A 23,195-nucleotide genomic window follows, 5' to 3' on the forward strand; every position below is an offset into this window, starting at 1 on the left:
TCCATCGAGATGCGCGACACCGACGAGGACGTCTTCCGCGCCGCGGAGGAGCTCGGCATCGACCTGTCCCGGCGTGAGCCGAGCAGCGTGGAAGAGGTCTGACCCGGGCTCGGAGCCGGACGGCACGTCTCGGGCGAGGACGAGCGCCATCAGGCACTCGTCCTCGCCGGACCGCCCCTCACCCCCGGGAACCAACCCGGGTTGTCACCGCGCCCGCCGTGCCTCGCGGTCGATCGCCCAGGCGTCCGCCACCGGGCCCACGTGCCCGAGCTTGTCGGGGTTGATCACCGCGCGGATCGTCTGGATCCGCCCGTCGAGGACGTCCAGCGCCAGGGTGTGGAGCACCTTCCCGTCCCGGTCGCGGAAGATCGCGCCCGGCTCGCCGTTGACGTCGTGCGGCTCGAACGCCACGTCGATCAGGGCCATCCGGGGGAAGACGGAGGCGAGCAGCCTGGCCACGTTCCCGGCGCCGGCGACGGCCCTGGCCAGTTGCGGGGCCTTGCCGCCGCCGTCGCCGACCATCGACACGTCGGCCGCGAGCAACTCCTGGAGGCCGGCGACGTCGCCTTCGCGCAGGGCGTCGAAGAACCGCGACGCCAGTTCCTCCCGCTCCCTGCGATCGGCCTCGAAGCGGGGCCGTCCCTCGGTCATGTGGCGCCGCGCCCGCACGGCGAGCTGGCGGCACGCCGCCTCCGAGCGGCCGACGGCCGCCGCTACCTCGGGGAAGCCGAAGCCGAACACCTCCCGCAGCACGAAGACCGCCCGCTCCAGCGGGCTGAGCCGCTCCAGCAGCAGCAGGGCCGCCGTCGACACCGAGTCGGCCAGCTCCGCCGACCGCTCCGGATCCTCGTAGGGGTCGGCGAGCAGGGGCTCCGGAAGCCACGGCCCGACGTACTCCTCCCGCCGGACGCGGGCCGAGCGCAGCACGTCGATCGCGATCCTGGTGACCGTGGCCGACAGGAAAGCCCTGACCGACCTGGGCCGGGCGGGGGAGGCCTGGAAGCGCAGCCAGGTCTCCTGGACCGCGTCCTCGGCCTCGCTCACGCTGCCCAGGATCCGGTACGCGATCGAGAACAGCAGCGGCCGCAGCTCCTCGAACTCCTCGGTCCTGCTCATGACGGCTCCTCCCCGCCGGTCAGCCGACGAAGGACTCGGGGCCGAAGCGGCCCCACGCGATGAACGCGGCGATGGCGAGATATACCAGGTTCAGCGCCGAGAGAGAGTACTCGCCGCGGCGGCCGTGCGTGATCATCGCCCCGATCATCAGCAGGACCCAGCACACGGCGGTCACCGGCACCAGAACCGGCGCGATGCCGAGCACGGCGGGCAGGATCAGGCCCAGCGCGGCCAGGAGTTCGAGAACGCCCAGGGTCTTGACGAAGCCCGCGCTGACGTCACCGGTCCATCCTCCGCCGTGGGCCGCGGCCAGTTTCTCCCTCGGCACGAAAGTCTTGGTGATGCCGCCGAGCAGGGCAACCGCGGCCAGCAGTCCGGCAGCGATCCACAGCGCGAGATTCATCGTCCATCCCTCAATCGAAGATTGCCTCTACCCCGTAGACGAGACAGCGGCTCCCGCCTGTGACATGCCGGTTAAGCCCGCCATGTCGAGAACGGGCGCCCGGCTCCGTCCTCGCGGGTGACAGGCTCCACGACTGCCAGGAGGCCGGAATGCGGAAAGTGATCGCGAACGAGTGGATGACGCTGGACGGGGTGGTGCAGTCACCCAGCTACGCCGACGAGGACGCGGCCGGCGGCTTCACGCACGGCGGCTGGCACGCCCGCTACTTCGACGACCTGTCGATGACGTGGGTGATCGACAACGTCCGCGGCGCGGGCGGCTACCTGCTGGGGCGCGGCACGTACGAGATCTTCGCCGCCCACTGGCCGGACGCGCCGCAGGACCAGCAGGTGCTCGCCGAGCCCTTGAACGCGTTGCCGAAGTACGTCGCCTCGACCACCCTCGCAGAGCCGCTCGGCTGGCGGAACGCGAGGCTGCTGGGGGGTGATGCCGGCGCGGCCGTACGAGCGCTGAAGAAGGAGGAAGGCGGCGACCTGCATGTGATCGGCAGCCCGGGTCTCGTCCAGACCCTGCTGGCCCTGGGCCTGCTGGACGAGCTCCGGCTCATGATCGACCCGCTGGTGGTGGGCGGCGGCAAGCGTCTCTTCCGTGACGACGGCGCGCTCCGGTCGCTGCGGCTGGCGGACAGCCAGGTGACCAGCACGGGCGCGATCATCGCGACCTATGCCACCACGGGCGGCTGACCCGCCGCCGGTGTCCTCATCCGGCCGCCGGGACGGGCTCGTGCGCGGGCACCCGCTTGGTGAGGAAGGCCGTCGCGCCGTCGGACGACTCCGTCCGGTAGCCCTGGGCGTGGTAGAGGGCGAGGTTGCGTCGGCTCTCGGCGCCGGTGCGCAGCACGAAGCGGCGGCAGCCGGCCTCGGCCGCAGCTTCGGCCCGGCCCAGCAGCCAGCGCCCCACGCCCCGGCCGCGCAGGTCGGGGACGACGCCGAGCCGGCCCACGTGCCAGTCGTCGTCCACGCGGCGCGCCCGTACCATGCCCAGGAGCCGGCCGTCCTGCCACAGGCCCGTGGTGTGCCAGGTGGCCAGCCATGCGCCCACCCGCTCCAGCGACTCGCCGAGGGCGGGGACGGCCAGCGTGTCGTTGGCCAGCGCCTCCTCCATCCAGCAGCAGCGCTGCAGCACCAGGACCTCCCCGGCGTCGCCGGGGGTCAGCTCTCTCACGTACGAGCCCGGCAGCGGCCCCGGCTGCGACCGGGCCTGCTCGCGCAGCGGCCGGAGGGCGTGGGCGACCCGGACCAGCTCGTCCAGGACCCCCACGGCGATCGCGGCGCGGCCGGCGTCGGGGCGGACCCGCCCGTTCTCCATGGTGTCGCCGATGCGCAGGGCGAGCGTGGCGCCCAGGGGCACCAGCCGCAGCGTGGTCACCACCTGCTTGGCGTGCTGGACCGACCGGGTGCCGGCCGAGGTGTTGCCGTAGCTGACGAACCCCATGGGCTTCCACGCCCACTCGCGGCCGAGGTAGTCGAGGGCGTTCTTGAGGATGGCGGGCATGCCGTAGTTGTACTCGGGGGTTACCGCGATGAAGCCGTCGGCCGCGTCCACCGTCGCGCTCCACCGCTTGGTGTGCTCGCGCCGGTAGACGCCGGACGCGGGCTCGTCCTCCTCGTCCAGGAACGGCAGGCCGAGGTCGCGCAGGGCCACCGGCACGAGCTCCACGCCGAGCTCCGCGGCGCGGGGCGCGACCGTCTCGGCCAGCCACTCCGCCACCGCCGGGCCCCGGGCGCCGGGACGGGAGCTGCACATCAGGACGAGGACCCGCACAGTTTTCGTTGACATGGAAACGAACGTAGCTGGTAACTTGTTTACATGTCAAAGAAACCGCCGGGGACGGTCCGCTGGCTCGACCCGGACGAGGAACGGGCCTGGCGCGCCCTGCGCCGCATGATGATCGCCGTCCAGTCGCGCACCGCGCACGACCTGGCCGCGATCGGCCTGTCCGATCCCGACTACGAAGTGCTGAGCACGCTCTCCGAGCGTCCGGGCCGCACCAGCACGCTGCACGAGCAGGCGGCCAAGATGGGCTGGTCACGCAGCCGCCTGTCCCGGCACGCCACCCGCATGGAGGCCCGGGGACTCCTGCGGCGCGAGCCCGATCCGGCCGACGGCCGGGGCTGCTATCTCGTCCTCACCGAACGCGGCCTGGAGACGCTGGAGGACGCCGCCCCCGCCCACCTGGAGTCGGTCCGCCGCCACGTCATCGACCGGCTCTCACCCGCGGACCTCTCCGCCCTGGAGACCATCGCCCGCAAGCTCGACGGCTGAGGTACGGCCGGATCAGCGCCGCTCCTCCGGCCCGCCCGGCCGGCCCCGGAGGTAGGCGAGGACGGCGAGGACGCGGCGGTGGTCGTCCCCCGCCGGGGGCAGGTCGAGCTTGGCCAGGATGCCGGCGATGTGCTTGGATACCGCCGCCTCGGAGACCACCAGCGCGCGGGCGACGGCGGCGTTGGAGCGGCCCTCCGCGACCAGTCCGAGCACCTCACGCTCCCGCGGGGTCAGCCGGGACAGCGGCGCGCGGCGGCGGCTCAGCAACTGCCGCACCACCTCCGGGTCCACGACCGTGCGCCCCGCGGCGACCCGCTCCACCACGTCCACGAACTCCCGCACGTCGCCGATCCGGTCCTTCAGCAGGTAGCCGATGCCGGAGCCGCCGTCCGAGTCGAGGAGTTCGGCCGCGTACGTCTGCTCGACGTACTGGCTGAGCACCAGCACGGCGAGCCCCGGGTGGGAGGCGCGCAGCGTGAGCGCGGCGCGGAGCCCCTCGTCGGTGAAGCCGGGCGGCATGCGGACGTCGGCGACGACGATGTCGGGTTCGTGCTCGGCCACGGCGGCGATCAGCGCCGCGCCGTCGCCGACCGAGGCGACGACCTCGTGGCCGAACCGGTCGAGGAGCCCGGCGAGCCCCTCACGGAGCAGCACACCGTCCTCGGCGAGGGCTACCCGGAGACGGGGCATGGGATCTCCACACGCAGCGACGTCGGCCCGCCCGGCGGGCTGGACAGGGTCATCAGGCCGTCGGTGACGGCCACGCGGTCCGCGAGCCCGGCCAGCCCGGACCCGGCCGCCGGGTCGGCGCCCCCCACCCCGTCGTCGCCCACCTCCAGCACCAGCGCGCCGTCGTGGAGCCGGGCGCGCACGAAACCGCGCCGTGCCCCGCTGTGCTTGGCGAGGTTGGCCATCGCCTCCGACACGACGTAGTAGGCGGTCACCTCGATCGACGGCGGCAACCGGCCGGGCAGCGAGACGTCGACGTCGACGGGAACGGGGGAGCGGCCCGCCACGTCGCGCACGGCCGCGCCGAGCCCCCGGTCGGTGAGCACCTGGGGATGGACGCCCCTGATCAGCTCGCGCAGCTCGGCCAGGGCGCGCCCGGCCTCCTCGTGCGCCTCGGCGAGCTGCGCCTCGGCGGGCGAACCCGGAGGCAGGTCGAGCCGGGCCAGCCCGAGCTTCATGCTGAGGGCCACCAGCCGCTGCTGGGCGCCGTCGTGCAGGTCACGCTCGATCCGGCGGCGTTCGACCTCGAACGCGTCGACCAGCCGGGCGCGGGAACGGATGATCTCCGCGTCGCGCGGCGCGAGGACGGCCCGCACGAGCAACGCGCGGGTGCCGGCCCACGCGGTCATCATGTACGCGAAGAGCGGCGACAGCAGCAGCCCGGCGGCGATCAGCGGCAGGCTCTCCACCAGGTGCAGGCTCGGCTGGAACGGCGCCGACAGCAGCATCAGCGGCAGCCAGATCGCCGACGAGACGAATCCCAGGTCCATCCACCACATCACGGACACCGCGATGACGGTGAACCCCAGCTCCCGCCAGGTCGCCTGCTCGCGCAAGCGGGTGGCGAGCCAGGCGCGCGGACCGGGCCGCGGCGGCCTGACGTGCGGGTCGTCGACGGGCGCGCGGTCCACCAGCCGGAGCCGCCACCGCTCGAACGCCGCCGCCGGCAGGGAGAGCACGGCCAGCGCGAGCAGCACGCCCCCCGCCGCGACCCCGACGCCGTACGCGTAGGCCGCGTAGATCGCCACGCACGCCGCCACCGCGTGGATCGCGCTGCCCAGCAGGTAGGCCAGCGACCGCCAGGGCCACGAGGAGCGGAGGAACGCCGACGGCCGGCGGGTCACGGCGGCCAGGGCGGTGGGGGCGAGCACTCCACGACGCTAACCGATCCGGGTGCGCGGGCACGGTAGTGCTGGGTCTACCTCTGCCTCACGCACGGCGGAGGCTTCAGGAAAAATGTCGCGGTGGGATGTCGAGAACGCGTGCGCGGCTCCGTCCCAGAGTCGAGCACGGCCACCATGGCCGTACCGCACCAAGGAGGACATCATGGCCAAGTACCTGCTGCTCAAGCACTACCGGGGCGCCCCGGCAGCGGTCAACGACGTGCCGATGGACAAGTGGACGCCGGAGGAGGTCACGGCCCACGTGAAGTACATGGACGACTTCGCCGCCCGGCTCGAAGACACCGGCGAGTTCGTCGACGGTCAGGCGCTCTCCCCGGAGGGCACGTTCGTCCGCTACGACGGCGAAGGGCGGCCGCCGGTCACCGACGGCCCGTTCGCGGAGACGAAGGACCTGATCGCCGGCTGGATGGTGATCGACGTCGACAGCTACGAGCGGGCGCTCGAACTGGCCGCCGAGCTGTCCGCGGCTCCGGGCGCGGGCGGGGAGCCGATCCACGAGTGGCTCGAACTGCGCCCGTTCCTGACCGCGCACCCGACCATCACGGAGTGACGAACGGTGGAAGAGTCCCTCCTGCGGACCCTCACCCCCACCGTGATCGGCGTTCTCGTCCGCCGCGGAGCGGACTTCGCGGCGGCAGAGGACGCCGTGCAGGACGCCTTGGTCGAGGCCGTACGCGTGTGGCCGGACGACCCGCCACGGGACCCGAAGGGCTGGCTGGTCACCGTGGCGTGGCGCAAGTTCCTCGACGCCGCCCGCGCCGACGCCTCCCGGCGGCACCGCGAGGAGCGCGCCGAGGGTGAGCCCGTGCCTGGGGCGGGGGAGGAGGTGGACGACACGCTCCAGCTGTACTTCCTGTGCGCGCACCCGTCCCTGACACCGGCGTCGGCCGTAGCGCTCACGCTGCGCGCGGTCGGCGGACTGACCACGCGTCAGATCGCGCAGGCGTACCTCGTGCCGGAGGCGACCATGGCGCAGCGGATCAGCAGGGCCAAGCGGACCGTCGCGGGGGTCCGGTTCAACCAGCCCGGTGACGTCGCCACCGTGCTGCGCGTGCTCTACCTGGTCTTCAACGAGGGCTACTCCGGTGACGTCGACCTCGCCGCCGAGGCGATCAGGCTCACCCGCCAGCTGGCGGCCAGGGTCGACCACGAGGAGGTCGCGGGCCTGCTCGCGCTCATGCTGCTGCACCACGCCCGGCGCCCGGCGCGGACCGGCTCGGACGGCAGGCTCGTGCCGCTCGCCGAGCAGGACCGCGGCCTGTGGGACACCCGCCTGATCGCCGAGGGCGTCGACGTGCTGCAGGCGGCACTCGCCCGCGACCGCCTGGGCGAGTTCCAGGCCCAGGCCGCCGTCGCCGCGCTCCACGCCGACGCGCGGACGGCCGAGGAGACCGACTGGGTGCAGATCGTCGAGTGGTACGACGAGCTGGTGCGCCTCACCGGCAGCCCGGTGGCCCGGCTCAACCGGGCGGTCGCCGTCGGCGAGGCCGACGGCCCGCGGGCCGGCCTGGCCGCCCTGGCGGAGCTCGACCCCGGCCTGCCCCGCCACACCGCCGTCGCGGCGTACCTGCGCGAGCGTGACGGTGACCTGGTCACCGCGGCGCGGCTCTACGCCGAGGCCGCCCGGTCGGCGTCCAGCCTCCCCGAACGCGACCACCTCACGCGGCAGGCCGCACGGCTCAACGCGAAGCTGCGCGCCTGACCCGGCCCGGGGCCGTCACGGCAGGAGCCCCACCAGGTAGCCGGCCAGCTCGCCCGGCCGCGACAGCATCACCATGTGGCCGCCGGGCATCTCGTCGGGGACGATGCCGAGCCGCTCCTTCACGTGGCGGCGCACGAATCCGGGGGTGAAGCAGCGGTCGTCGCGGCAGAGCAGGTATCTCGTGGGCACGTCCGGCCAGGCGGCCAGCGGCCAGGGCTCGCGACCGGCCCGGTCCATGCTCACGTCCCCGGCGAGCGCGGCGTCGTGGGCCAGCACCCGCTCGGCCAGCTCACGGGGCACGTCCTGCAGGTAGAGCTCGTACTCGTCGTCGATGCCGGACGGGGGCCGGCCGCTCCGTTTCCACCAGTCGTCCGGCGTCTCGCCGGGGCTCGGGATCATGGCGGTGACCAGCACGAGCGCGGCGGCCTCCACCCGCGCGCAGACGAGCGGGCCTACGAAGCCGCCCCACGAATGCGCGACCACGACGAGGTCGCGGCGCTCGCCGATCGCCCGGACGACGGCGTCGGCGTAGTCCCACAGCCCCGCCCGCGGATCGGACATGGGCAGGTCCACCGCGACCGTGTCATGCCCGCGGCCGCGCAGCTCGGCTTCGAGCAGGTGCCAGTCGAAGGCGCTCCCGCCGCCGCCGTGGATGAGCGCGAAGGTCGTCATGACGGTGATGACCGCCGGCGGCGCGGAAACTCATCGGGGTCATGGCGTGGAGACCGAGAGGTGGGCGCGTTCTCCCTGGGCGCCGAAGAGCATGAGCAGCTCCGCGGGCTTGTCGGCGGTGTTGCCGATCCAGTGCGGCAGCCTGGTGTCGAACTCGGCCGCCTCGCCGGGGCCGAGCCGCAGGTCGCGGTCGCCGACGACGAGCCGGACGTGCCCGGACATGACGTAGAACCACTCGTAGCCTTCGTGCCCGCGCGGGCTCGGCGTGAGGTCGGCGACGGCGGGTGGATGGATCACCTTGAACGCCTGGATGCCGCCGGCGCGCCGGGTCAGCGGTATGAACGTCAGCCCGTACCGGTGGACGGGCGGCATGTGGACGCGCGGGTCGCCGGTGGGCGGCGCGTCGACCAGTTCGTCGAGGGTCACGCCGTGCGTCCGGGCCAGCGGGAGCAACTGCTCCAGGGTCGGGCGGAGCCGCCCGTTCTCCAGGCGCGAGAGCGTGCTGGGCGTCAGGCCGGTCAGCTCCGCGAGCTCGGCCAGGGTCGCCCCGCGCGCCCGGCGCAGCGCCTTCAGCCGCGGCCCGACACCGGCCGGCACGTCGCTCCGAGGTTCGGCCATGCCCCGATTTTGCGGATCCGCAACGTCCTTTGCAAATCCCGCATGGCCGCGCGGATCCTTGCTTGCTCCTGGACCTTTCCAGACTGAGGAGAACAGATGATGTCCGCCAGCGCCCTGCGCGCCCAACTGGACGCCTTCCTGGACGAGTACCGCTCCCGGTTGCACGACAGCCTCGAAGGGCTCACCGAGGACGAGGCTCGAAGGCGTCTCGTACCGTCGAGGACGACCCCGCTGGGGCTCGTCAAGCATGTCACCTACGTCGAAGGCGTCTGGTTCGACCAGGCGATCACCGGCCGTTCGTACGAGGAGATCGGGATCGCCTCCACGCCCGATCGCTCCTTCGTCCTGGAGCGGGACGACACGATCGCGTCCGTCCGGGCCGCCTACCGGGACATCTGCGAGACGTCCCGCAGGAACACGGCCTCCCTGGACCTCGACGCCGTCGTCACGGGACGCGGCGAGCGCTTCCTGTGGCAGATCCACCTGCACATGCTGCGCGAACTCGCCCAGCACCTCGGCCATGCCGACATCCTCCGGGAACAGATCCTCGCGGCTCGGTGCCTCGGTCAAAAATCTACAGTGTAAAGGCGTCCGATCAGTGAAGTAATCAGCAGCATCTGTCGTATCGGGGTTTCAGCCGATCGTCTGTGAGATAAGAGCCAGGCTGTCAGCGGGGATGTCGGCTCGCGGACACGTGACGCGAGCGTGGGGCATCGCGCGGACAGCCGGGGAACCTCGCCGAACGAGCTCGAAGGAGCGCATCATGAATCCCACGCTGAACACGATCGACATCGTGGTGTCCGACCTGGACGCCTCGATCGCCTTCTATGCCCGGCTCGGGCTGGAGTTCAAGGTGGACGAGCACTCGCCAGGACACGCCGGCTGCGACCTGCCGAACGGGCTGCATGTGATGCTGGACACCGAGGGTTTCCGCACGCCGTTCCTGCCCGGCTGGAGCGCGCCGACCGGCGGGCCGCGTACTCTGCTGTGTTTCGAGTTCGAGACCCCGGCCGGGGTGGACGCCAGGTACGCCGAGCTCGTCGAGGCGGGCCACCGGGGGATCGCCGAGCCGTTCGACGCGATCTGGGGGATGCGCTACGCCACGGTGGCCGACCCGGACGGGAACGGTGTCGACCTGTACGCCGCCCTCCCGGCGAGCTGAAGGGGAGTCGTCATGAAGTACGTGCTGATGTTCATCGAGACCGAGGAGTTCGCCCACCAGCTGGAGGCGATGGGGGAGCTGGAGCGCGAAGCCGCCTACGCGGCGGTGGGGCAGTGGTTCGCCGACCACGCTGACAAGATCACTCACCATGCGCATCTGGCGCCGGTGCACACCGCCACCACGGTGCGCCTGGACCAGGGCGAGCCGGTCGTCACCGACGGGCCGTTCGTGGAGGGCAAGGAGGTGGTCAGCGGGTTCGCCGAGCTCGAGGTGGCCGACCTGGACGAGGCGTTGAAGGTCGCCCGCTCGTGGCCGGCCTGCCCGATCGTGGAGATCCGCCCCCTTTCATGAGCGGGCCGGTGCACGAGGAGGTGCTGGCCGGGGTGGTGCGCGAGCACGCGGGCCGGCTGGCCGCGTCCCTGGTGTCGTTGCTGGGCGACTTCTCCGCCGCCGAGGACCTGGTGCAGGACGCGGTCGAGACCGCGCTGCGGCGCTGGCCGGTCGAGGGGGTGCCGGAGCGGCCCGACGCGTGGTTGTTCACCGTGGCCCGGCGGCGCGGCCTGGACGTGCTGCGCCGGGAGTCGAACTACCGGGCCAAGCTCGCCGGGCTCACCAGGCCGGACCCCGCCCCGCGCGACGACCGGCTGCGGCTGGTGTTCACCTGCTGCCATCCGGCGCTGTCACGCGCCGCGCAGATCGCGCTCACGTTGCGGGCGGTGTGCGGGCTGTCGGTGGCGCAGATCGCCGCGGCGTTCGTCGTGCCGGAGGCCACTGTGGCGCAGCGGATCACCCGCGCCAAACGGAAGATCGGCGAGGCCGGCATCCCGTACCGCATCCCCGCCGAGGAGGAGCTGCCGCGGCGCGTAGGCGAGGTGCTGGCGGTCGTCTATCTGCTGTTCAACGAGGGCTACCTGTCGAGCACGGCCGAGCGGGCGCAGGCGCGTGACCTGGTGGAGGAGGCCGAGTGGCTGGCCGCGCTGCTGGTGAACCTGATGCCGAAGGAGCCGGAGGCGGCCGGGCTGCTGGCGCTGATCCGGCTGCACCGGGCCCGGGGCGCGGCCCGCTTCGACCCGGCCGGGCGGCTGGTGCTGCTCGCCGACCAGGACCGCGGCCTCTGGGACCGGCAGGCCATCGAGCGGGCCACGGCGCTGCTGACGCGGACCGCTCACGCCCACCGCCGGCCGGGGCCGTACCAGGTCCAGGCGGCGATCGTGGCCTGTCACGCGGAGGCCGAGACCTTCGCCGACACGGACTGGGCGCAGATCCTGGTCTTGTACGACATGTTGCTGCACCTGGCGCCCTCGCCCGTCACCCGGCTGCACCGGGCCGTCGCCCTGCGCCACGTCAAAGGCCCCGAGGCGGCGCTGGCCGAGCTGGAGCCACTCGGCCGGGTGCTGGAGCGTTACCCGCTCTTCCACGCCACCCGGGCTGAGCTGCTGCGTGACCTGGACCGCCGTGGGCAGGCGCGGCGGGCCGACGAGCGGGCGCTGGAGCTGACCGCCAACCCGGCCCAGCAGGCCCTGCTGGCCGATCGGTTGAGGTGGACGTGACCTCATGCGGCTGTTCCCCCTGGGCGGCGTCTGCTTCCTTCCGGTGTGAACGTGAAGGTGTCCGCGAACGCTCCCTTCCCGAATCGGATGGCCAAGAGAACGGGTTCGTCGTAGATGGGATGCCAGGTCGTTTCCCTCGACCCGGAGGTCCCGTTCCAGAGGTGTAGGAAGATGATCGGTTCCGTCGCCTGTGCGGTCATGTAGGCGAGGGTCTTGCCGTAGAAGGGGTTGGTGCCGCCGAGAAGAACGGAAGGCGGGCCGAGCGCTTCCTGCACTTCGGTGAGTGTTCGGTCGTGAGCGGTCCAAGCGATGAGCTCCCGGCGCAGGGAGCCGTATTCTCCGGCGGTCAGGGTTCTGTCGGCCTGTAGCCATCCGCGGTCGTGGGCCAGTTCGGCATAGACCGAGGCGACGCCGTCCTCGCCGGCAGCAGGCAGGATGGTTCTGAACGCTCCCGTCACGCCGAGCGAGTTGAAGGCGCCCCGCGATTCCAGGGTCCGCATCGCTTGCGCCCACTCTTGCTCCTGGTGTTCCGCGTAGACCAGATGGTCGAACAGGAGGCGCAGGGCCGTCTCGCCGCCGAACATGCCGGGCCGGCGAAGCGCCTGGTTGAGCCGGTCTTTGAGGTAGGCGCGGATCTCTGTCGAAGAGCGCGGCATGGGAGGGGTCGTCATGATGCTCCTTCGACGTCGCCTTCACCCGCGCACGCCACGGGCCTGATGCATCGGGGCGGTGCCACTGGTCAGGTGGGGCCGGCGGTCAGTCGGTCGGCGTGCCGCCGCAGGTCGGTGGCGAACTCCTCGGCTCGGCTCAGCTGGGTGCGGAGCGCCTCGCAGCGTTCGCGGGTGGCCTGCTCGAACCAGCTCAGTTTGGCCAGGAACTGCTCACGCTCGGCCGTCTCCAGCTCCGCCGCCGCACCGGGGTCGTCGAGCCGGTCGGTGATGGCCAGCAGTTCGCCCATCTCCGCCAGGGTGAAGCCGAGCGGCTTCATCCTGCGGATCACCATCAGACGGGCCACGTCGGCCTCGGTATAGAGGCGGAAGCCGCCCTGGCTGCGCGCCGAGGGCCGGACCAGGCCGACCTCGTCGTAGTGCCGGATGGTCCGCAGTGACAGCTCCGTGCGCGCGGCCACCTGCCCGATGTGCATCTGTAGAACCTCACTGGTCAGCCGGTAGGGCGGCCGCATCGAGCCCTGCCGGATCTCTACCCTAACGTTAAGGTAGAGTTGCCGCTGGCCAGACCGCGTCGGGGCGTCGCCGTACCGACCGGACATCCCGCCACCCACGCACCGGGCCGCCGAGCGCCGCCCTCACCCGAGGTAAGGAACAGCGACGCGCGCATGCCTTTGATCACCGCCGCCTGCTGCCCGCCGTGACCTGCCCGCGGTAGCGCCGTCCGGCCTGCCGCCTTTCCGCGCCCGCGAGCGTGCCCCTGCCTCCGGCCGGTGCGACGCTGCCCTCCGGGGCTGTTCCATCCTTAAGGACTCCTGTTGCCTAGCTCATCCGTGCCTGCCCGCCCGTCTCTGACCCTGCCTGCTCGCATGCGGCCCGGCCGCCCCGAATGGCTGAAGCCCTCGGTGGCCCGTACCGAGATCCTGTCCGGCTTGGTCGTCGCGCTCGCCCTGATCCCTGAGGCGATCTCGTTCTCCATCATCGCCGGGGTCGATCCCAGCGTCGGTTTGTTCGCCTCCTTCACCATGGCCGTGGTCATCGCCATCGCCGGCGGCCGCCCCGCCATGATCTCCGCCGCGACCGGAGCCATCGCTCTGGTCGTCGCCCCGCTGGCCCGCGAGCACGGCCTCGGCTACCTGGTCGCGACCGTCATTCTCGGCGGGCTCATCCAGGTCGCGCTCGGCGCGCTCGGCGTGGCGAAGCTGATGCGCTTCGTGCCTCGCAGTGTCATGGTGGGCTTCGTCAACGCCCTGGCCATCTTGATCTTCATGGCGCAGGTGCCCGAGCTCGTGGACGTGCCCTGGGTCGTCTATCCGCTGGTCGGCAGCGCGCTGGCGCTGATGGTGTTCCTGCCCCGCCTGACCAAGGTGGTCCCGGCTCCGCTGATCTCCATCGCCGCGCTCACCGCCCTCACGATCGGCGCCGGTCTGGCCGTGCCCACGGTCGGCGATCGTGGCACGCTGCCGTCCTCGCTGCCCGTGCCCGGTCTGCCCGACGTGGCTTTCACGCTGGACACCCTCACCCTCATCGCGCCGTACGCGGTCGGCTTCGCCCTCGTTGGGCTGATGGAGTCGCTGATGACCGCCAAGCTGGTCGACGACCTCACCGACACCCGCTCCTCCAAGACGCGCGAGTCCATCGGCCAGGGCGTCGCCAACATCGTCACCGGCTTCTTCGGCGGCATGGGCGGCTGCGCCATGATCGGCCAGACCATGATCAACGTCAGGAACGGCGCCCGCACCCGGCTGTCCACCTTCACCGCCGGTGTCCTGCTCATGGTCCTGTGCATCGTCTTCGGCCCGCTGGTCTCCCAGATTCCGATGGCCGCGCTGGTCGCCGTGATGATCCTGGTTTCGGTCGGCACCTTCGACTGGCACTCCATCGCCCCGGCCACCCTCAGGCGCATGCCCGCCGGTGAGATCGGCGTCATGGTCATCACGGTCGCGGTCGTGGTCGTCACGCACAACCTGGCCATCGGCGTCGTCGTCGGTTCGCTGACCGGGCTGGTCATCTTCGCGCGCCGGGTGGCGCACCTGGCCGAGGTCTCCGCCGTCGTCGATCCCGACGGCGGGCAGGTGGTCTACGCCGTGACCGGCGAGCTGTTCTTCGCCTCCAGCAACGACCTGGTCTCCCGGTTCGACTATGCCGGCGACCCTGACGACGTGGTCATCGACCTGACCGACGCCCACATCTGGGACGCCTCATCCGTCGCCGCTCTGGACGCTGTCGAGGCCAAGTACGCCGCCCGCGGCAAGACCGTACGGATCATCGGGCTGAACCAGCCCAGCGCCCGCATGCACGCCACCTTGTCGGGGGAGCTGTCCGGCAGCCGGTGACGGCGGCCTGCGGGCGTGCGTGCGGACCTGAAGTGGGGGAGTGGCCCGTACTCGGGCGGCTCGGCATCCGGGAGAGGGGAGGACCGATCGTGGTCCGCGCAACCGAGAGGCCGGACTGGGTGAGGTCCGCCTGTCATCCCTGGTCCCAGCTCTGCTCTCGACCGAACTCGTAATCTACATTGTAAAGGCGTTGGCCCCTTGACCCCACTGCGGGGAAGGGCTCAGGGGGCCTGCGTCAAGATCATGCGGCCGGTGTCGGGCGTCATGCCGGCGCGTGGCTGTCGAGGCCGAGGGTGGCGGCCAGGTCGCGCAGGCACTGTTCGTAGACGGGCTCCATGTCGGTGTAGGCGAAGTCCAGTTGGTGCAGGACTTCCATGCAGAGAAGCCCGTACAGCCTGGTCCAGCACGACAGGAAGACGTGGGCGGCCTCGGGCGGGAGCCGTCCTTCGAGGGTGGCGGAGTAGGCGGTCAGTTGCTCGCGCAGGGACGCGGGCAGGTCGGCCAGGTCGGGCACCGGGAACGGTCGTGTCCGCCACAGCTCGACCATCAGGTCGAGGAGGACCTGCTCGAACCGCAGGGCGGCCTGGTGGCGCACCGAGTCCGGCCGCCGGTTCTGCGGGGTGATCGGGCTCGCGAATATCCAGCCGAACTCGGCCGGGTGGGCGGTGCTCCAGGCGCGCATGGCGCGGCAGACGGCCAGTATCCGCTCGCCGAGCGACGCGTCGGCGTGGCCGTCGCGGGCCTGTTCCATCGCGGCGGCCAGTTCGCGGAAGAAGCCGGCGGTCACTGCGCCGACCAGTTCGTCGTGGCTGGCGTAGTAGTGGTAGAGGGCTGGGCCGCTCATGCCGACCTGCCGGGCGACCGCGTTGATGGTGACCGCTGCCGATCCCTGCTCGACCAGCAGCTTGCGCGCGGCCGTGTGGATCTCCTCCAGGGTGGCCTGGCGCAACCTCTGCCGTCTGCTGGTGTTTGCGGACATCGTCACCTCTCGCGTCGTTTCCTCGGTCGGCGTTGACATCTTAGGGCAAGTATGTTTCCTTAGTGCCTCTAAGAAATCTAGAAGCACTAAGGAGTAGCTGTGGAGCTTCTGTGGATCCTTCTCGCGGCGCTGGTGTTCGTGGCGGCCGTGTGGTGGCGGATGTCCAGATCCGCCCACGTCCGGCGGCGCAAGGAGTCCTGACATGGCCCGGACGCTGCGCGACCGCTTGTTCGGCAAGTACGCCATGGAGGCGACCATCACCGTCGCCGAACAGGTCAACCCGGCCATGCGCCGGATCCGGCTGGAAACCGACCAGCCCGTCGCCTTCCCGTACACCCCCGGCCAGCACATCAGGATCGAGTTGAAGGATCCGCTGTCGGTGTCGGGCATCCTGCGTCCGTCCGAGACGCTGCGCACGTACACGATCTGGGGCCTCGACGCCGGCAGGACGGCGATCGAACTGCGCGTCCACCTGTATGCGGGCGACGGCATCGGCCTGAGGTGGGCGCGGGCGGCCCGGCCCGGAGAACGGGTGACCTTCTGGTGGCCGCAGGGCGACTTCTTCACCCGCGAGGCGGCCTATCACGTGTTCATCGGGGAGGAGACCGCCAGCGCCGCGTTCGGCCCGATGATCAGAGCGTTGGGAGCCTCGGCCGAGGTGTTCGGCGTCCTGGAGAGCGAGACCCCCGAGCACGACCTGCCCCTGCCCGGGACGCCGCCGCTGCGCCGTGTCCACCGGCACGGCACCTCCGCCGTCGCCTCCCGGGTGCTGCTCGGGGCCGTGGCCGAACTCGATCTGCCGGGCAACGCGGGAGCCGCTTATGTGGCCGGCGAGGCCAGAACCTGCCAGATGGTGCGCGACTTCCTGGTGCGTGAGCGCAACTGGGCGCGGGCCTCGATCAAGACCAAGCCGTTCTGGGCCCCGGGCAAGCGTGGCCTGCACTGACCGTCAAGGAGATCCGGACATGAAAGTGATCATCGTGGGAGGCGGCATCGGCGGACTCGCCGCGGCCGTCGCCTTCCACCAGCGTGGCCTGCAGGTGGAGGTCCTTGAACGCGCTGCTGAGTTCACCGAGGTGGGCGCCGGGCTGACCATCCAGCCCAACGGTCTGCGCGCGCTGGACGCCCTCGGCCTGGGCGAGCGTCTGCGCGTCGGCGGGCTGGCCGACCCGCTCGCGGGCATCCGCAGCAGCCGGGGGGACTGGCTGGTCCGCAACGACGTCGACAGCCTCAAGCGTCGTTTCGGCCCGTGGGTGACCGTGCACCGGGCCGCACTGGTCGACCTGCTGAGAGCAGCCGTGCCGCCCGGGGCTCTGCGGCCCGGCATCGACGTACAGCACGTGCAGCCCGACGGCACGGTCCGCCATGGCGGCGGCACCTCCACCGCGGATCTCGTGGTGGGCGCCGACGGCGTGCACAGCGTGACCCGGCGCTCCCTCTGGCCTGGCCTCCCTGGGCCGCGCTACGTCGGCTATACCACCTGGCGCCTCATCGTCCCCCCTCAGCCCGTCGAGGGGAGCGCGGAAACGTGGGGCAGGGGCGAACGGTTCGGGCACGTGCCGATGCCCGACGGCCGCATCTACTGCTACGTCATGGCCAACGCCCCGGCGGGCTCCCACGTCGGCCTGGATGAGCTGCGCGAACGCTTCGCACGCTGGCACCGGCCCATCCCCGCGCTGCTCGACTCCGCGCAAGAGGAGGCGGTGCTGCAACACGACACGTACGAACTGCCGAGGCTGCCCACGTACGTTTCCGGAAACGTCGCCGTCCTCGGCGACGCTGCCCACGCCATGACCCCCAACCTGGGACAGGGCGCCTGCCAGGCGCTCGAGGACGCGGTCACGCTCGCGCACGCGGTGGACACCCTCGGCGTACGCGCGGGCCTGGAAGCCTATGACCGCGCCCGCAGGCCGCGCACCCAACTGATCGTCCGCCGTTCCCGCCAGGCCGGAGCCGCCGCGCACTGGACCTCCACGCCGATGACCACTCTGCGAGACGCGGTTCTTCCTCTCCTCCCGAACGTGCTCTTCGACCGCTCACTCACCCCCGCCTATACCTGGACGATCTGATGTCCCTCCCACGAATCCTGATCATTGCCGTCGCAGCGATCACAACGGTCGGCGCCGTGCTCGCCGACCTCGTCATCCCCGACCTGGCGGCACAGCACTCCTTCAACCCGGCCTGGCCACCCCACGCCAAGTTCCACGACGCCCAGTACATGGTGATGACCGTGCTCCTCGGCCTCACCGGCCTGGCCCTCGCGCTACGGTCAGGGCGGAACACGCTGCTGCACGCCGCCGCCATCCTGGCCACCCCGTGGCTCGGCATGATCGGTGCGCTCCTGTTCCCCGGCACCGCCACCTACGACCCGGCGTTCGCCGATCGGACTGTCTTCGTCCTCGGCCTGCACGGGCAGGTCTTCATGGCGATCGTCCTGCTCCTGGCGCTGCTGGTCGCGACAGCGGCGACACTGCGCATGCCCGTGGACTCCACCGCCCGGTGATGAGCCCGGCCCTTGCTTGTTCAAGGCGCTATACCGCCGCTTGCTGCTACATCGCGGTGTTCCTGCTCCTGCTGCGTACGCCGCCCTGGCGCGGCAGCAGCACGCCTGGGGGACGGCCCCTTGATCACCTACTGGTCCGGTGGATGAGGGCGGGATCTCGTGGCTGGTCGCGCAGCGACATCGTGCCGGTCGCGTACGGAGTGATCTCGATCTTCGTGATGAGACCGGCGTCGATGCGGAAGCGGATGAGCGCGTACGCGTGGCCGCCAGGTGCGATGACCGCGCCGGGCCGCCCTGCGATGAGGACCGGAGCCGCGACGGCGATGCGGTCGGCGAAGATCCTCGTCTCTTCCGCGACCGCCGCTGCCCCACGGACTTCCGTTGCGGAGCCTGCCGGGAGCAGGGAAGGGTCAGCGGTACGGACAACGTCGGGAGCCATCAGGGTGACGAGTCGTGCGATGTCGCCGCCGCGTGCGGCTGCCAGGAACGCCTCGATGATCTCGTTTTCTTCCGCGTCGTGGCGACGTATGACAGGTCGCACGTCGCGCAGCCGTGCGCGCGCACGGCTGGCCAGCTTCTTCGCCGAGACCGCGTTCGTGCCGAGCGTCGCGGCGATCTGATCGAACGGGATGGCGAAGAGGTCGTGCATCACGTACGCCACCCGCTGCCTGGGCGAGAGTTCGTCGAGGAGCACCAGCAGGGCTCTGGACACTTCTTCACGGCGAAGGAACGTCTCGTCGGCGCTGATCCTTGCGCCGGCGATGTCGTCGGAGCGCAAGGGGAGTTCGCCACGTCGCTCACGTGCCCGTAGCAGGTCCAGGCACAGACGCGCGGTCACCGTGGTGAACCAGCCGTCCAGGTTGGCGATGTCGGCCGCCCCGGCCGTCTGGACCCGCGTCCAGGCGGTCTGGACCGCGTCCTCCGCGTCGTGATACGAGCCCACGATCCGGTGGGCCAGCGACATCAGCCGGGGACGGGACGCCTCGAAGTGTTCGACGAGTTTCATGGGTGAGGTCACCTTTCGAGTGTGCTCAACGTCAGGAGGGGTGAGACCAGCTACCTGACGAGCGCACCTCCTTGAGGAGACACACATGAGCGTACAGATTGTCCGATTCAACACCACATCCGAACAGGCTCCGGAAGCGGTCGCGGAGTGGGCCGGCGCGCCGGTACCTCCGCGACCAGTGACGCTGCTGGGGCGGTATGCCCGTTGACCGCGGCACTCGACGTCGGGCTGTTCATCGCGACTCTCGCCTGCATCCTGGCCAACGCCTTCGAGGTGGTCGCGAAGGCGGTCTCGGCTCGGTTCGTGGTGCGTAACTCTGCCGAGGTCGGCCTCGATCCGCGGTGGATCCCCTACCTCGCGGTCGTTGAGGGCTCCGGGGTGGTAGGGCTCGTGCTCGGGCTGCTCGGCCGGCCTCTCTTCGGGCTGGCCGCTGCCTTGGGGCTCGTGCTGTTCTTCGTCGGAGCCGTCCTCGCCCATGTCCGTGCGCGCGTGTTTCACACCCTCGGCTTCCCGGTGGCCTTCCTCCTCCTGGCAGTGGCGGCCGGCGGGTACTTCGGTCGGTCGCTCGCTTGATCGCACGGGAAGGGGCTCCCGGGCCAGAGGGGCGGATAAGGACTGATACGGGGGCTTTCGGAGTGCGGGCCGGTGACTGGGTCACGGTGCGTGCCGGTGATCGGTGGGCCCGGTTGCGGGTCGCTGTTGGTACGAGCCCGGTGGGGGTGGTCACGCCGGAGACGCCGGCGACTCGGTGGTGGCGGCTGTCCTCGGCACGGTGATCGGTGTCGGGTTCACCTGGGTGGGGTTACGAGATGTTCGTGGAGCGGGCTCTCGGTGACGCCGCCCTGCGGGTCCCGTGGTCGTCATGGGTCGCGGTTCTGGCCGGGCTCGTGGCCGCTGTCGTCCCGGCGCGTAGGGCCGACCGGGTGGCTCCGGTCGCGGGGCTGTCACTCGACTGATGCGGTCGGCTGTGCCCGGGGGTGGTGGCGTGTGCGTGCCGCCTGTGCCACACTCACTGTTATAGAACTCTCAGAAGAGTTATAGAACGATGGGAGGGTGGCATGCGAGACGTGCTGCCGTGGCGTGAGGCGGTCGCGCCGGACGGGACGATGGGCGAGCCCCGGGCGCGGGGCCGGTTCGGCGGGTATGGCGGGCGGTACGCGCCGGAGTCGCTGGTGGAGGCGTGCCGCGAGGTGGAGGAGGCGTTCCGGGAGGCGTGGGCGGATCCGGGGTTCCGCGGCGCGCTGGCGCGGCTGCTGGCCGTGCACGCCGGGCGGCCGACGCCGCTCACGCCGGCCCGCCGGCTGTCGGAGGCGCTGGGTGTGGAGCTGTATCTCAAGCGGGAGGATCTCACCCACACCGGATCCCACAAGATCAACAATGTGCTTGGCCAGGCTCTGCTGGCCATCCGGATGGGGCGGCGCAGGCTGATCGCCGAGACGGGGGCGGGCCAGCACGGGGTGGCCACCGCGACCGCCGCCGCGCTGCTCGGGCTGGAGGCCACGGTGTTCATGGGCGAGCGCGACATCGAGCGGCAGGCGCTGAACGTCTTCCGGATGCGCATGCTGGGCGCCGAGGTGGTCCCGGTGACCACGGGCAGCCGTACGCTCAAGGACGCGACCAGCGAGGCCATGCGGCACTGGGTGGGCGCGACCGGCGACTCCCACTACTGCGTCGGCTCGGTCGTCGGGCCGGATCCGTACCCGTGGATGGTCAGGGAGTTCCAGCGGGTGATCGGCGACGAGGCGCGCGGGCAGTGCGCCGCCGAGCTGCGGACGGGCGTCCCGGACCATGTGGTGGCGTGTGTCGGCGGCGGCTCGAACGCGGCCGGCACGTTCGCCGGGTTCGCCGACACCCCGGCGCGTCTGGTCGGTGTGGAGGCGGACGGCGGCGCGGGGGCGGCCCGCGGCCGGCTGGGTGTGCTGCACGGCTGCCGTTCGCTGTTCCTGCAGGACGACGACGGGCAGATCATCCAGGCGCACTCCATCGCGGCCGGGCTCGACTACCCGGGCGTCGGCCCGGAGCACGCCCATCTGCGTGACCTGGGCCGGGCCCGGTACGTCACGGTGACCGACGGCGAGGCGGTCGGCGCGGCGCTGAGGCTGGCGCGTACCGAGGGGATCGTCCCGGCGCTCGAGTCGGCGCACGCCCTGGCCTGGGTGATCCGCGCGGCGGGCGACGGCGACCTGCCCGCGGGGTCGACGGTGCTGATGACGTTGTCCGGCCGGGGCGACAAGGACGTCTCGACCCTGAAGGAGCTGCTGTGACGAACGCCCTGACCGCCGGCGCGGTCGAACGCCACCTGCGTGCCCGCCGGGACGCCGGCCGCGGCCTGCTCATGCCGTACGTCACCGGGGGGATCACGCCCGGCTGGACGGACTATCTGCGGGCGTTCGCCGCCGCCGGGGCGGACGCGATCGAGGTCGGCCTGCCCTTCTCCGATCCCACGCTGGACGGCGTCACCATCCAGCAGGCCAGTGACACGGCGCTGGCCAGGGGGGCGAGCACCCGCCGGATCCTCGCCGACCTGGCCGAGGTCGGTGACCTGGGCGTGCCGCTGGTCGTCAGCACCTACTACAACCTGGTGCTGAACGACGGCCCGGAGGCGTTCTGCGCCGCGCTGCGCCGGGCCGGCGCCGGCGGCCTGATCGTGCCCGACCTGCCGGTGCACGAGGCGGACGAACTGACGGACGCGGCCGAAGCCGCCGGGATCGAGCCGGCCCTGCTGGCCTCGCCGGCGACGCCGCAGCCGCGGCTGGCGGAGATCGCGGGCCGCAGCCGCGGATTCGTGTACGCGGTGTCGCTGATGGGCACCACCGGCGAGCGGACCGCCCTCGCCGCTTCGGCGGCGGAACTCGCCGGGAGGATCAGGCGCGTCACCGACCGGCCGGTCTTGCTAGGATTTGGCATTTCCACCCCGGACCAGGCACGCGAAGCCCGCCGGCACGCCGACGGCGTGGTGGTCGGCGCCGCGGTCATGCGGCGGGTGCTCGACGGGGCCGGGCCGGACGACCTGCGGGCCTTCCTGGCGACCCTGCGCCTGGCCCTCGACCAGGAGTGTGACCGACCACGATGACCTCCGACGCCGGGCACGAGGCGAGATACCGCGCCATCGCCGCCGACCTCGCCGCGAAGATCCGGTCGGGGCGCTACGCCCCGGGTGAGGCGCTGCCGCCGCAGCGTGAGCTGAGCGCCTCCTACGGGGTGACGCTCATGACGTTGCGCCAGGCGTTGCGGGAGCTGAGCGACGAGAGGCTGATCGTGCAGCGGCCCGGCAGGGGCACGTTCGTCGCCCCGCCGCACCTGGCGTACCAGCTCGACTCGCTCCGCAGCCTGGTCGACGACCTGCGTGAACAGGGCCACGACGTGCGGACCGCGGTGGCCGGGCAGGCGGTGCGCCGGGCCCCGGCCCGGATCGCCGCGGAGCTGCGGCTGCGTCCCGGCGACACCGCCCTGCGGCTGGAGCGGGTCCGTGAGTTCGCCGGGCGTCCCGCCGTGCATCAGGTGTCCTGGGTCCGGCGGCCGGTGGCCGACCGGATCCGCGACCGCGACTTCACCGCCGTCTCCCTCTACACGGCTCTGGCCGACGCGGGGGTGACGGTCTCCCGGGCGGCGGAGGTGGTCCGGCCGGGTCTGCTCGACGCCGCCGCGGCCCGTCACCTGCACGAGCCGCAGGGCAGCCCGGTGCTCGTCAGCTCCCGGATCACCTACGCGCTCGACGCCACGCCGGTGGTGTCCGACCATGCCACGATCCTCGGCAGCATGATGGAGATCCGCACCGAACGCGCCGCCACCGGCCTCTCTCTGACTTGGGGGGCCACCAGCTGAGCCGGTCCGTCACCGGTGCGTACGGTCGCCGTGGCGGCGGACGAGCTCCTCGAATGCGGCGAGTTCGGCCGACAGGGCGGCCCGGCCTTCGCCGGTGATGACGACCCGGGTCTTCGGGCGCCGCCCGTCGTACCCCTTCTCCAGTACGATCAGGCCGGCTTCTTCCAGGACGGCGAGGTGCCGGTTGAGGTTTCCCCGGGTCAGTTCGAGCACCTGGTGGAGGTAGGTGAACTCCACCTTGGCCGCCTCGTCGGCGATGGCGAGGATGCCGAGGCGGTGGCGCTGGTGGACGACGTCGCTCAGGCGTCCGGTGGGGTGGGTCACGGACGGGTCCTTCGCAGGGCGTGCAGGCCGGCGTAGCGCCACACGGTCAGGCCCGTCCCGGCGATCAGCCCGGACATCCACGCCATGTCCGCG

29 protein-coding genes are annotated in these 23,195 nt (G+C 71.7%); 17 read left to right on the forward strand and 12 right to left on the reverse strand.

The genetic code is table 11. From position 1 onward, the window contains the following. Nucleotides 1-204 precede the first annotated feature (204 nt). Complete coding sequence (locus tag AB0K05_RS37535) at nt 205-1,116, reverse strand: RNA polymerase sigma-70 factor (protein ID WP_219547492.1); 912 nt, start codon at nt 1,114-1,116, stop codon at nt 205-207. Nucleotides 1,117-1,135: 19 nt separating this feature from the next. After that, complete coding sequence (locus tag AB0K05_RS37540) at nt 1,136-1,519, reverse strand: DoxX family protein (protein ID WP_219547490.1); 384 nt, start codon at nt 1,517-1,519, stop codon at nt 1,136-1,138. Nucleotides 1,520-1,668: 149 nt separating this feature from the next. Here AB0K05_RS37540 and AB0K05_RS37545 point away from each other — a divergent pair, with 149 nt between their 5' ends. Next, on the forward strand, nt 1,669-2,262 hold the full coding sequence (locus tag AB0K05_RS37545) for a dihydrofolate reductase family protein (protein ID WP_271276715.1): 594 nt from the start codon (nt 1,669-1,671) through the stop codon (nt 2,260-2,262). Nucleotides 2,263-2,278: 16 nt separating this feature from the next. Here AB0K05_RS37545 and AB0K05_RS37550 read toward each other — a convergent pair whose 3' ends face one another. After that, a complete protein-coding gene (locus AB0K05_RS37550) occupies nt 2,279-3,358 on the reverse strand; it encodes a bifunctional NAD(P)H-dependent oxidoreductase/GNAT family N-acetyltransferase (RefSeq protein WP_271276716.1) in 1,080 nt (359 codons plus the stop codon). 30 nt (nt 3,359-3,388) lie between these two features. On the opposite strand from AB0K05_RS37550, the gene AB0K05_RS37555 reads away from it, so the two are divergent. After that, nucleotides 3,389-3,844: a MarR family transcriptional regulator gene (locus AB0K05_RS37555; protein WP_271276717.1), complete on the forward strand. Its 456-nt coding sequence runs from the start codon at nt 3,389-3,391 to the stop codon at nt 3,842-3,844. Between the two features lie 12 nt (nt 3,845-3,856). On the opposite strand, the gene AB0K05_RS37560 is transcribed toward AB0K05_RS37555, so the two are convergent. Together AB0K05_RS37560 and AB0K05_RS37565 are read right to left on the reverse strand one after the other, a co-directional pair. After that, entirely contained in the window at nt 3,857-4,534 is a 678-nt protein-coding gene (locus AB0K05_RS37560; RefSeq protein WP_271276718.1) for a response regulator transcription factor, read from the reverse strand. After that, on the reverse strand, nt 4,516-5,724 hold the full coding sequence (locus AB0K05_RS37565; RefSeq protein WP_271276719.1) for a sensor histidine kinase: 1,209 nt from the start codon (nt 5,722-5,724) through the stop codon (nt 4,516-4,518). Before AB0K05_RS37565 ends, AB0K05_RS37560 begins: the two co-directional genes overlap by 19 nt. Before the next feature lie 175 nt (nt 5,725-5,899). Between AB0K05_RS37565 and AB0K05_RS37570 the strand changes: the two genes are divergently transcribed. Both AB0K05_RS37570 and AB0K05_RS37575 read left to right on the forward strand, forming a co-directional pair. Continuing rightward, nucleotides 5,900-6,307 carry a YciI family protein gene (locus AB0K05_RS37570; RefSeq protein ID WP_271276720.1) on the forward strand — a complete coding sequence of 136 codons (408 nt, stop codon included), beginning with the start codon at nt 5,900-5,902 and terminating at the stop codon, nt 6,305-6,307. A 6-nt stretch (nt 6,308-6,313) separates the two neighbouring features. Further along, complete coding sequence (locus tag AB0K05_RS37575; RefSeq protein ID WP_271276721.1) at nt 6,314-7,459, forward strand: DUF6596 domain-containing protein; 1,146 nt, start codon at nt 6,314-6,316, stop codon at nt 7,457-7,459. Between the two features lie 15 nt (nt 7,460-7,474). Here AB0K05_RS37575 and AB0K05_RS37580 read toward each other — a convergent pair whose 3' ends face one another. Further along, on the reverse strand, nt 7,475-8,131 hold the full coding sequence (locus tag AB0K05_RS37580) for an alpha/beta hydrolase (protein ID WP_364235763.1): 657 nt from the start codon (nt 8,129-8,131) through the stop codon (nt 7,475-7,477). Nucleotides 8,132-8,170: 39 nt separating this feature from the next. Next, a complete protein-coding gene (locus AB0K05_RS37585; RefSeq protein ID WP_271276723.1) occupies nt 8,171-8,749 on the reverse strand; it encodes an XRE family transcriptional regulator in 579 nt (192 codons plus the stop codon). A 96-nt stretch (nt 8,750-8,845) separates the two neighbouring features. Between AB0K05_RS37585 and AB0K05_RS37590 the strand changes: the two genes are divergently transcribed. The 4 genes from AB0K05_RS37590 (at nt 8,846) to AB0K05_RS37605 (ending at nt 11,461) form a co-directional block, all read left to right on the forward strand. Next, nucleotides 8,846-9,334 carry a DinB family protein gene (locus AB0K05_RS37590; RefSeq protein ID WP_271276724.1) on the forward strand — a complete coding sequence of 163 codons (489 nt, stop codon included), beginning with the start codon at nt 8,846-8,848 and terminating at the stop codon, nt 9,332-9,334. A 178-nt stretch (nt 9,335-9,512) separates the two neighbouring features. Further along, complete coding sequence (locus AB0K05_RS37595) at nt 9,513-9,911, forward strand: VOC family protein (protein WP_271276725.1); 399 nt, start codon at nt 9,513-9,515, stop codon at nt 9,909-9,911. A 12-nt stretch (nt 9,912-9,923) separates the two neighbouring features. Beyond that, a complete protein-coding gene (locus tag AB0K05_RS37600) occupies nt 9,924-10,262 on the forward strand; it encodes a YciI family protein (RefSeq protein WP_187281172.1) in 339 nt (112 codons plus the stop codon). Beyond that, nucleotides 10,259-11,461 (forward strand): sigma-70 family RNA polymerase sigma factor, encoded by a 1,203-nt coding sequence (locus AB0K05_RS37605; RefSeq protein WP_271276726.1) that lies wholly within the window; start codon nt 10,259-10,261, stop codon nt 11,459-11,461. Before AB0K05_RS37600 ends, AB0K05_RS37605 begins: the two co-directional genes overlap by 4 nt. Before the next feature lie 2 nt (nt 11,462-11,463). On the opposite strand, the gene AB0K05_RS37610 is transcribed toward AB0K05_RS37605, so the two are convergent. Beyond that, entirely contained in the window at nt 11,464-12,132 is a 669-nt protein-coding gene (locus AB0K05_RS37610; protein WP_271276727.1) for a hypothetical protein, read from the reverse strand. 68 nt (nt 12,133-12,200) lie between these two features. Further along, nucleotides 12,201-12,605, reverse strand: coding sequence for a MerR family transcriptional regulator (locus AB0K05_RS37615; RefSeq protein ID WP_271276728.1), 405 nt, complete (start codon nt 12,603-12,605; stop codon nt 12,201-12,203). Between the two features lie 393 nt (nt 12,606-12,998). On the opposite strand from AB0K05_RS37615, the gene AB0K05_RS37620 reads away from it, so the two are divergent. After that, nucleotides 12,999-14,465: a SulP family inorganic anion transporter gene (locus AB0K05_RS37620; RefSeq protein ID WP_271276729.1), complete on the forward strand. Its 1,467-nt coding sequence runs from the start codon at nt 12,999-13,001 to the stop codon at nt 14,463-14,465. A 262-nt stretch (nt 14,466-14,727) separates the two neighbouring features. Here AB0K05_RS37620 and AB0K05_RS37625 read toward each other — a convergent pair whose 3' ends face one another. Then, complete coding sequence (locus AB0K05_RS37625) at nt 14,728-15,444, reverse strand: TetR/AcrR family transcriptional regulator (RefSeq protein ID WP_364235769.1); 717 nt, start codon at nt 15,442-15,444, stop codon at nt 14,728-14,730. Between the two features lie 202 nt (nt 15,445-15,646). Between AB0K05_RS37625 and AB0K05_RS37630 the strand changes: the two genes are divergently transcribed. From AB0K05_RS37630 to AB0K05_RS37640, 3 genes are read left to right on the forward strand one after another with little or no spacing between them, the layout of a single operon-like run. Further along, nucleotides 15,647-16,390, forward strand: coding sequence for a siderophore-interacting protein (locus AB0K05_RS37630; protein ID WP_364235772.1), 744 nt, complete (start codon nt 15,647-15,649; stop codon nt 16,388-16,390). Between the two features lie 19 nt (nt 16,391-16,409). Then, on the forward strand, nt 16,410-17,513 hold the full coding sequence (locus tag AB0K05_RS37635; protein WP_364235775.1) for an FAD-dependent monooxygenase: 1,104 nt from the start codon (nt 16,410-16,412) through the stop codon (nt 17,511-17,513). Further along, complete coding sequence (locus tag AB0K05_RS37640; protein WP_364235777.1) at nt 17,513-17,947, forward strand: DUF6640 family protein; 435 nt, start codon at nt 17,513-17,515, stop codon at nt 17,945-17,947. The genes AB0K05_RS37635 and AB0K05_RS37640 overlap by 1 nt, the downstream gene beginning before the upstream one ends. A 124-nt stretch (nt 17,948-18,071) precedes the next feature. Here the strand turns inward: AB0K05_RS37640 and AB0K05_RS37645 are convergent, their stop codons facing one another. Then, on the reverse strand, nt 18,072-19,040 hold the full coding sequence (locus AB0K05_RS37645; protein WP_364235942.1) for a sigma-70 family RNA polymerase sigma factor: 969 nt from the start codon (nt 19,038-19,040) through the stop codon (nt 18,072-18,074). A 117-nt stretch (nt 19,041-19,157) separates the two neighbouring features. On the opposite strand from AB0K05_RS37645, the gene AB0K05_RS37650 reads away from it, so the two are divergent. From AB0K05_RS37650 to AB0K05_RS37670, 5 genes are all read left to right on the forward strand, one after another. Beyond that, nucleotides 19,158-19,526, forward strand: coding sequence for a DoxX family protein (locus tag AB0K05_RS37650; RefSeq protein WP_271276735.1), 369 nt, complete (start codon nt 19,158-19,160; stop codon nt 19,524-19,526). A gap of 206 nt (nt 19,527-19,732) precedes the next feature. Next, on the forward strand, nt 19,733-19,909 hold the full coding sequence (locus AB0K05_RS37655) for a hypothetical protein (protein ID WP_364235780.1): 177 nt from the start codon (nt 19,733-19,735) through the stop codon (nt 19,907-19,909). Between the two features lie 102 nt (nt 19,910-20,011). Continuing rightward, a complete protein-coding gene (trpB, locus tag AB0K05_RS37660; protein WP_261808573.1) occupies nt 20,012-21,217 on the forward strand; it encodes a tryptophan synthase subunit beta in 1,206 nt (401 codons plus the stop codon). Then, on the forward strand, nt 21,214-22,026 hold the full coding sequence (trpA, locus tag AB0K05_RS37665; protein ID WP_271276737.1) for a tryptophan synthase subunit alpha: 813 nt from the start codon (nt 21,214-21,216) through the stop codon (nt 22,024-22,026). Before trpB ends, trpA begins: the two co-directional genes overlap by 4 nt. Next, complete coding sequence (locus AB0K05_RS37670) at nt 22,023-22,778, forward strand: GntR family transcriptional regulator (RefSeq protein ID WP_271276738.1); 756 nt, start codon at nt 22,023-22,025, stop codon at nt 22,776-22,778. Before trpA ends, AB0K05_RS37670 begins: the two co-directional genes overlap by 4 nt. Before the next feature lie 9 nt (nt 22,779-22,787). Here the strand turns inward: AB0K05_RS37670 and AB0K05_RS37675 are convergent, their stop codons facing one another. Then, nucleotides 22,788-23,102, reverse strand: a complete 315-nt coding sequence (locus AB0K05_RS37675) for a transcriptional regulator (RefSeq protein ID WP_271276739.1) — start codon at nt 23,100-23,102, stop codon at nt 22,788-22,790. Between the last annotated feature and the right edge of the window lie 93 nt (nt 23,103-23,195).

Source organism: Nonomuraea sp. NPDC049486, from assembly GCF_040676925.1.
In the GTDB taxonomy this organism is placed as follows: Bacteria; Actinomycetota; Actinomycetes; order Streptosporangiales; family Streptosporangiaceae; genus Nonomuraea; species Nonomuraea ferruginea.

Excerpts from the sequence above, each read along its gene's own strand:
- AB0K05_RS37535 (WP_219547492.1), bottom strand. The coding sequence starts at position 1,116 with ATGAGCAGGACCGAGGAGTTCGAGGAGCTGCGGCCGCTGCTGTTCTCG.
- AB0K05_RS37540 (WP_219547490.1), bottom strand. The coding sequence starts at position 1,519 with ATGAATCTCGCGCTGTGGATCGCTGCCGGACTGCTGGCCGCGGTTGCC.
- AB0K05_RS37545 (WP_271276715.1), top strand. The coding sequence starts at position 1,669 with ATGCGGAAAGTGATCGCGAACGAGTGGATGACGCTGGACGGGGTGGTG.
- AB0K05_RS37550 (WP_271276716.1), bottom strand. The coding sequence starts at position 3,358 with ATGTCAACGAAAACTGTGCGGGTCCTCGTCCTGATGTGCAGCTCCCGT.
- AB0K05_RS37555 (WP_271276717.1), top strand. The coding sequence starts at position 3,389 with ATGTCAAAGAAACCGCCGGGGACGGTCCGCTGGCTCGACCCGGACGAG.
- AB0K05_RS37560 (WP_271276718.1), bottom strand. The coding sequence starts at position 4,534 with ATGCCCCGTCTCCGGGTAGCCCTCGCCGAGGACGGTGTGCTGCTCCGT.
- AB0K05_RS37570 (WP_271276720.1), top strand. The coding sequence starts at position 5,900 with ATGGCCAAGTACCTGCTGCTCAAGCACTACCGGGGCGCCCCGGCAGCG.
- AB0K05_RS37580 (WP_364235763.1), bottom strand. The coding sequence starts at position 8,131 with ATGACGACCTTCGCGCTCATCCACGGCGGCGGCGGGAGCGCCTTCGAC.
- AB0K05_RS37585 (WP_271276723.1), bottom strand. The coding sequence starts at position 8,749 with ATGGCCGAACCTCGGAGCGACGTGCCGGCCGGTGTCGGGCCGCGGCTG.
- AB0K05_RS37590 (WP_271276724.1), top strand. The coding sequence starts at position 8,846 with ATGATGTCCGCCAGCGCCCTGCGCGCCCAACTGGACGCCTTCCTGGAC.
- AB0K05_RS37595 (WP_271276725.1), top strand. The coding sequence starts at position 9,513 with ATGAATCCCACGCTGAACACGATCGACATCGTGGTGTCCGACCTGGAC.
- AB0K05_RS37600 (WP_187281172.1), top strand. The coding sequence starts at position 9,924 with ATGAAGTACGTGCTGATGTTCATCGAGACCGAGGAGTTCGCCCACCAG.
- AB0K05_RS37605 (WP_271276726.1), top strand. The coding sequence starts at position 10,259 with ATGAGCGGGCCGGTGCACGAGGAGGTGCTGGCCGGGGTGGTGCGCGAG.
- AB0K05_RS37610 (WP_271276727.1), bottom strand. The coding sequence starts at position 12,132 with ATGACGACCCCTCCCATGCCGCGCTCTTCGACAGAGATCCGCGCCTAC.
- AB0K05_RS37615 (WP_271276728.1), bottom strand. The coding sequence starts at position 12,605 with ATGCACATCGGGCAGGTGGCCGCGCGCACGGAGCTGTCACTGCGGACC.
- AB0K05_RS37620 (WP_271276729.1), top strand. The coding sequence starts at position 12,999 with ATGCGGCCCGGCCGCCCCGAATGGCTGAAGCCCTCGGTGGCCCGTACC.
- AB0K05_RS37625 (WP_364235769.1), bottom strand. The coding sequence starts at position 15,444 with ATGTCCGCAAACACCAGCAGACGGCAGAGGTTGCGCCAGGCCACCCTG.
- AB0K05_RS37630 (WP_364235772.1), top strand. The coding sequence starts at position 15,647 with ATGGCCCGGACGCTGCGCGACCGCTTGTTCGGCAAGTACGCCATGGAG.
- AB0K05_RS37635 (WP_364235775.1), top strand. The coding sequence starts at position 16,410 with ATGAAAGTGATCATCGTGGGAGGCGGCATCGGCGGACTCGCCGCGGCC.
- AB0K05_RS37640 (WP_364235777.1), top strand. The coding sequence starts at position 17,513 with ATGTCCCTCCCACGAATCCTGATCATTGCCGTCGCAGCGATCACAACG.
- AB0K05_RS37645 (WP_364235942.1), bottom strand. The coding sequence starts at position 19,040 with ATGTGTGTCTCCTCAAGGAGGTGCGCTCGTCAGGTAGCTGGTCTCACC.
- trpB (WP_261808573.1), top strand. The coding sequence starts at position 20,012 with ATGCGAGACGTGCTGCCGTGGCGTGAGGCGGTCGCGCCGGACGGGACG.
- AB0K05_RS37670 (WP_271276738.1), top strand. The coding sequence starts at position 22,023 with ATGACCTCCGACGCCGGGCACGAGGCGAGATACCGCGCCATCGCCGCC.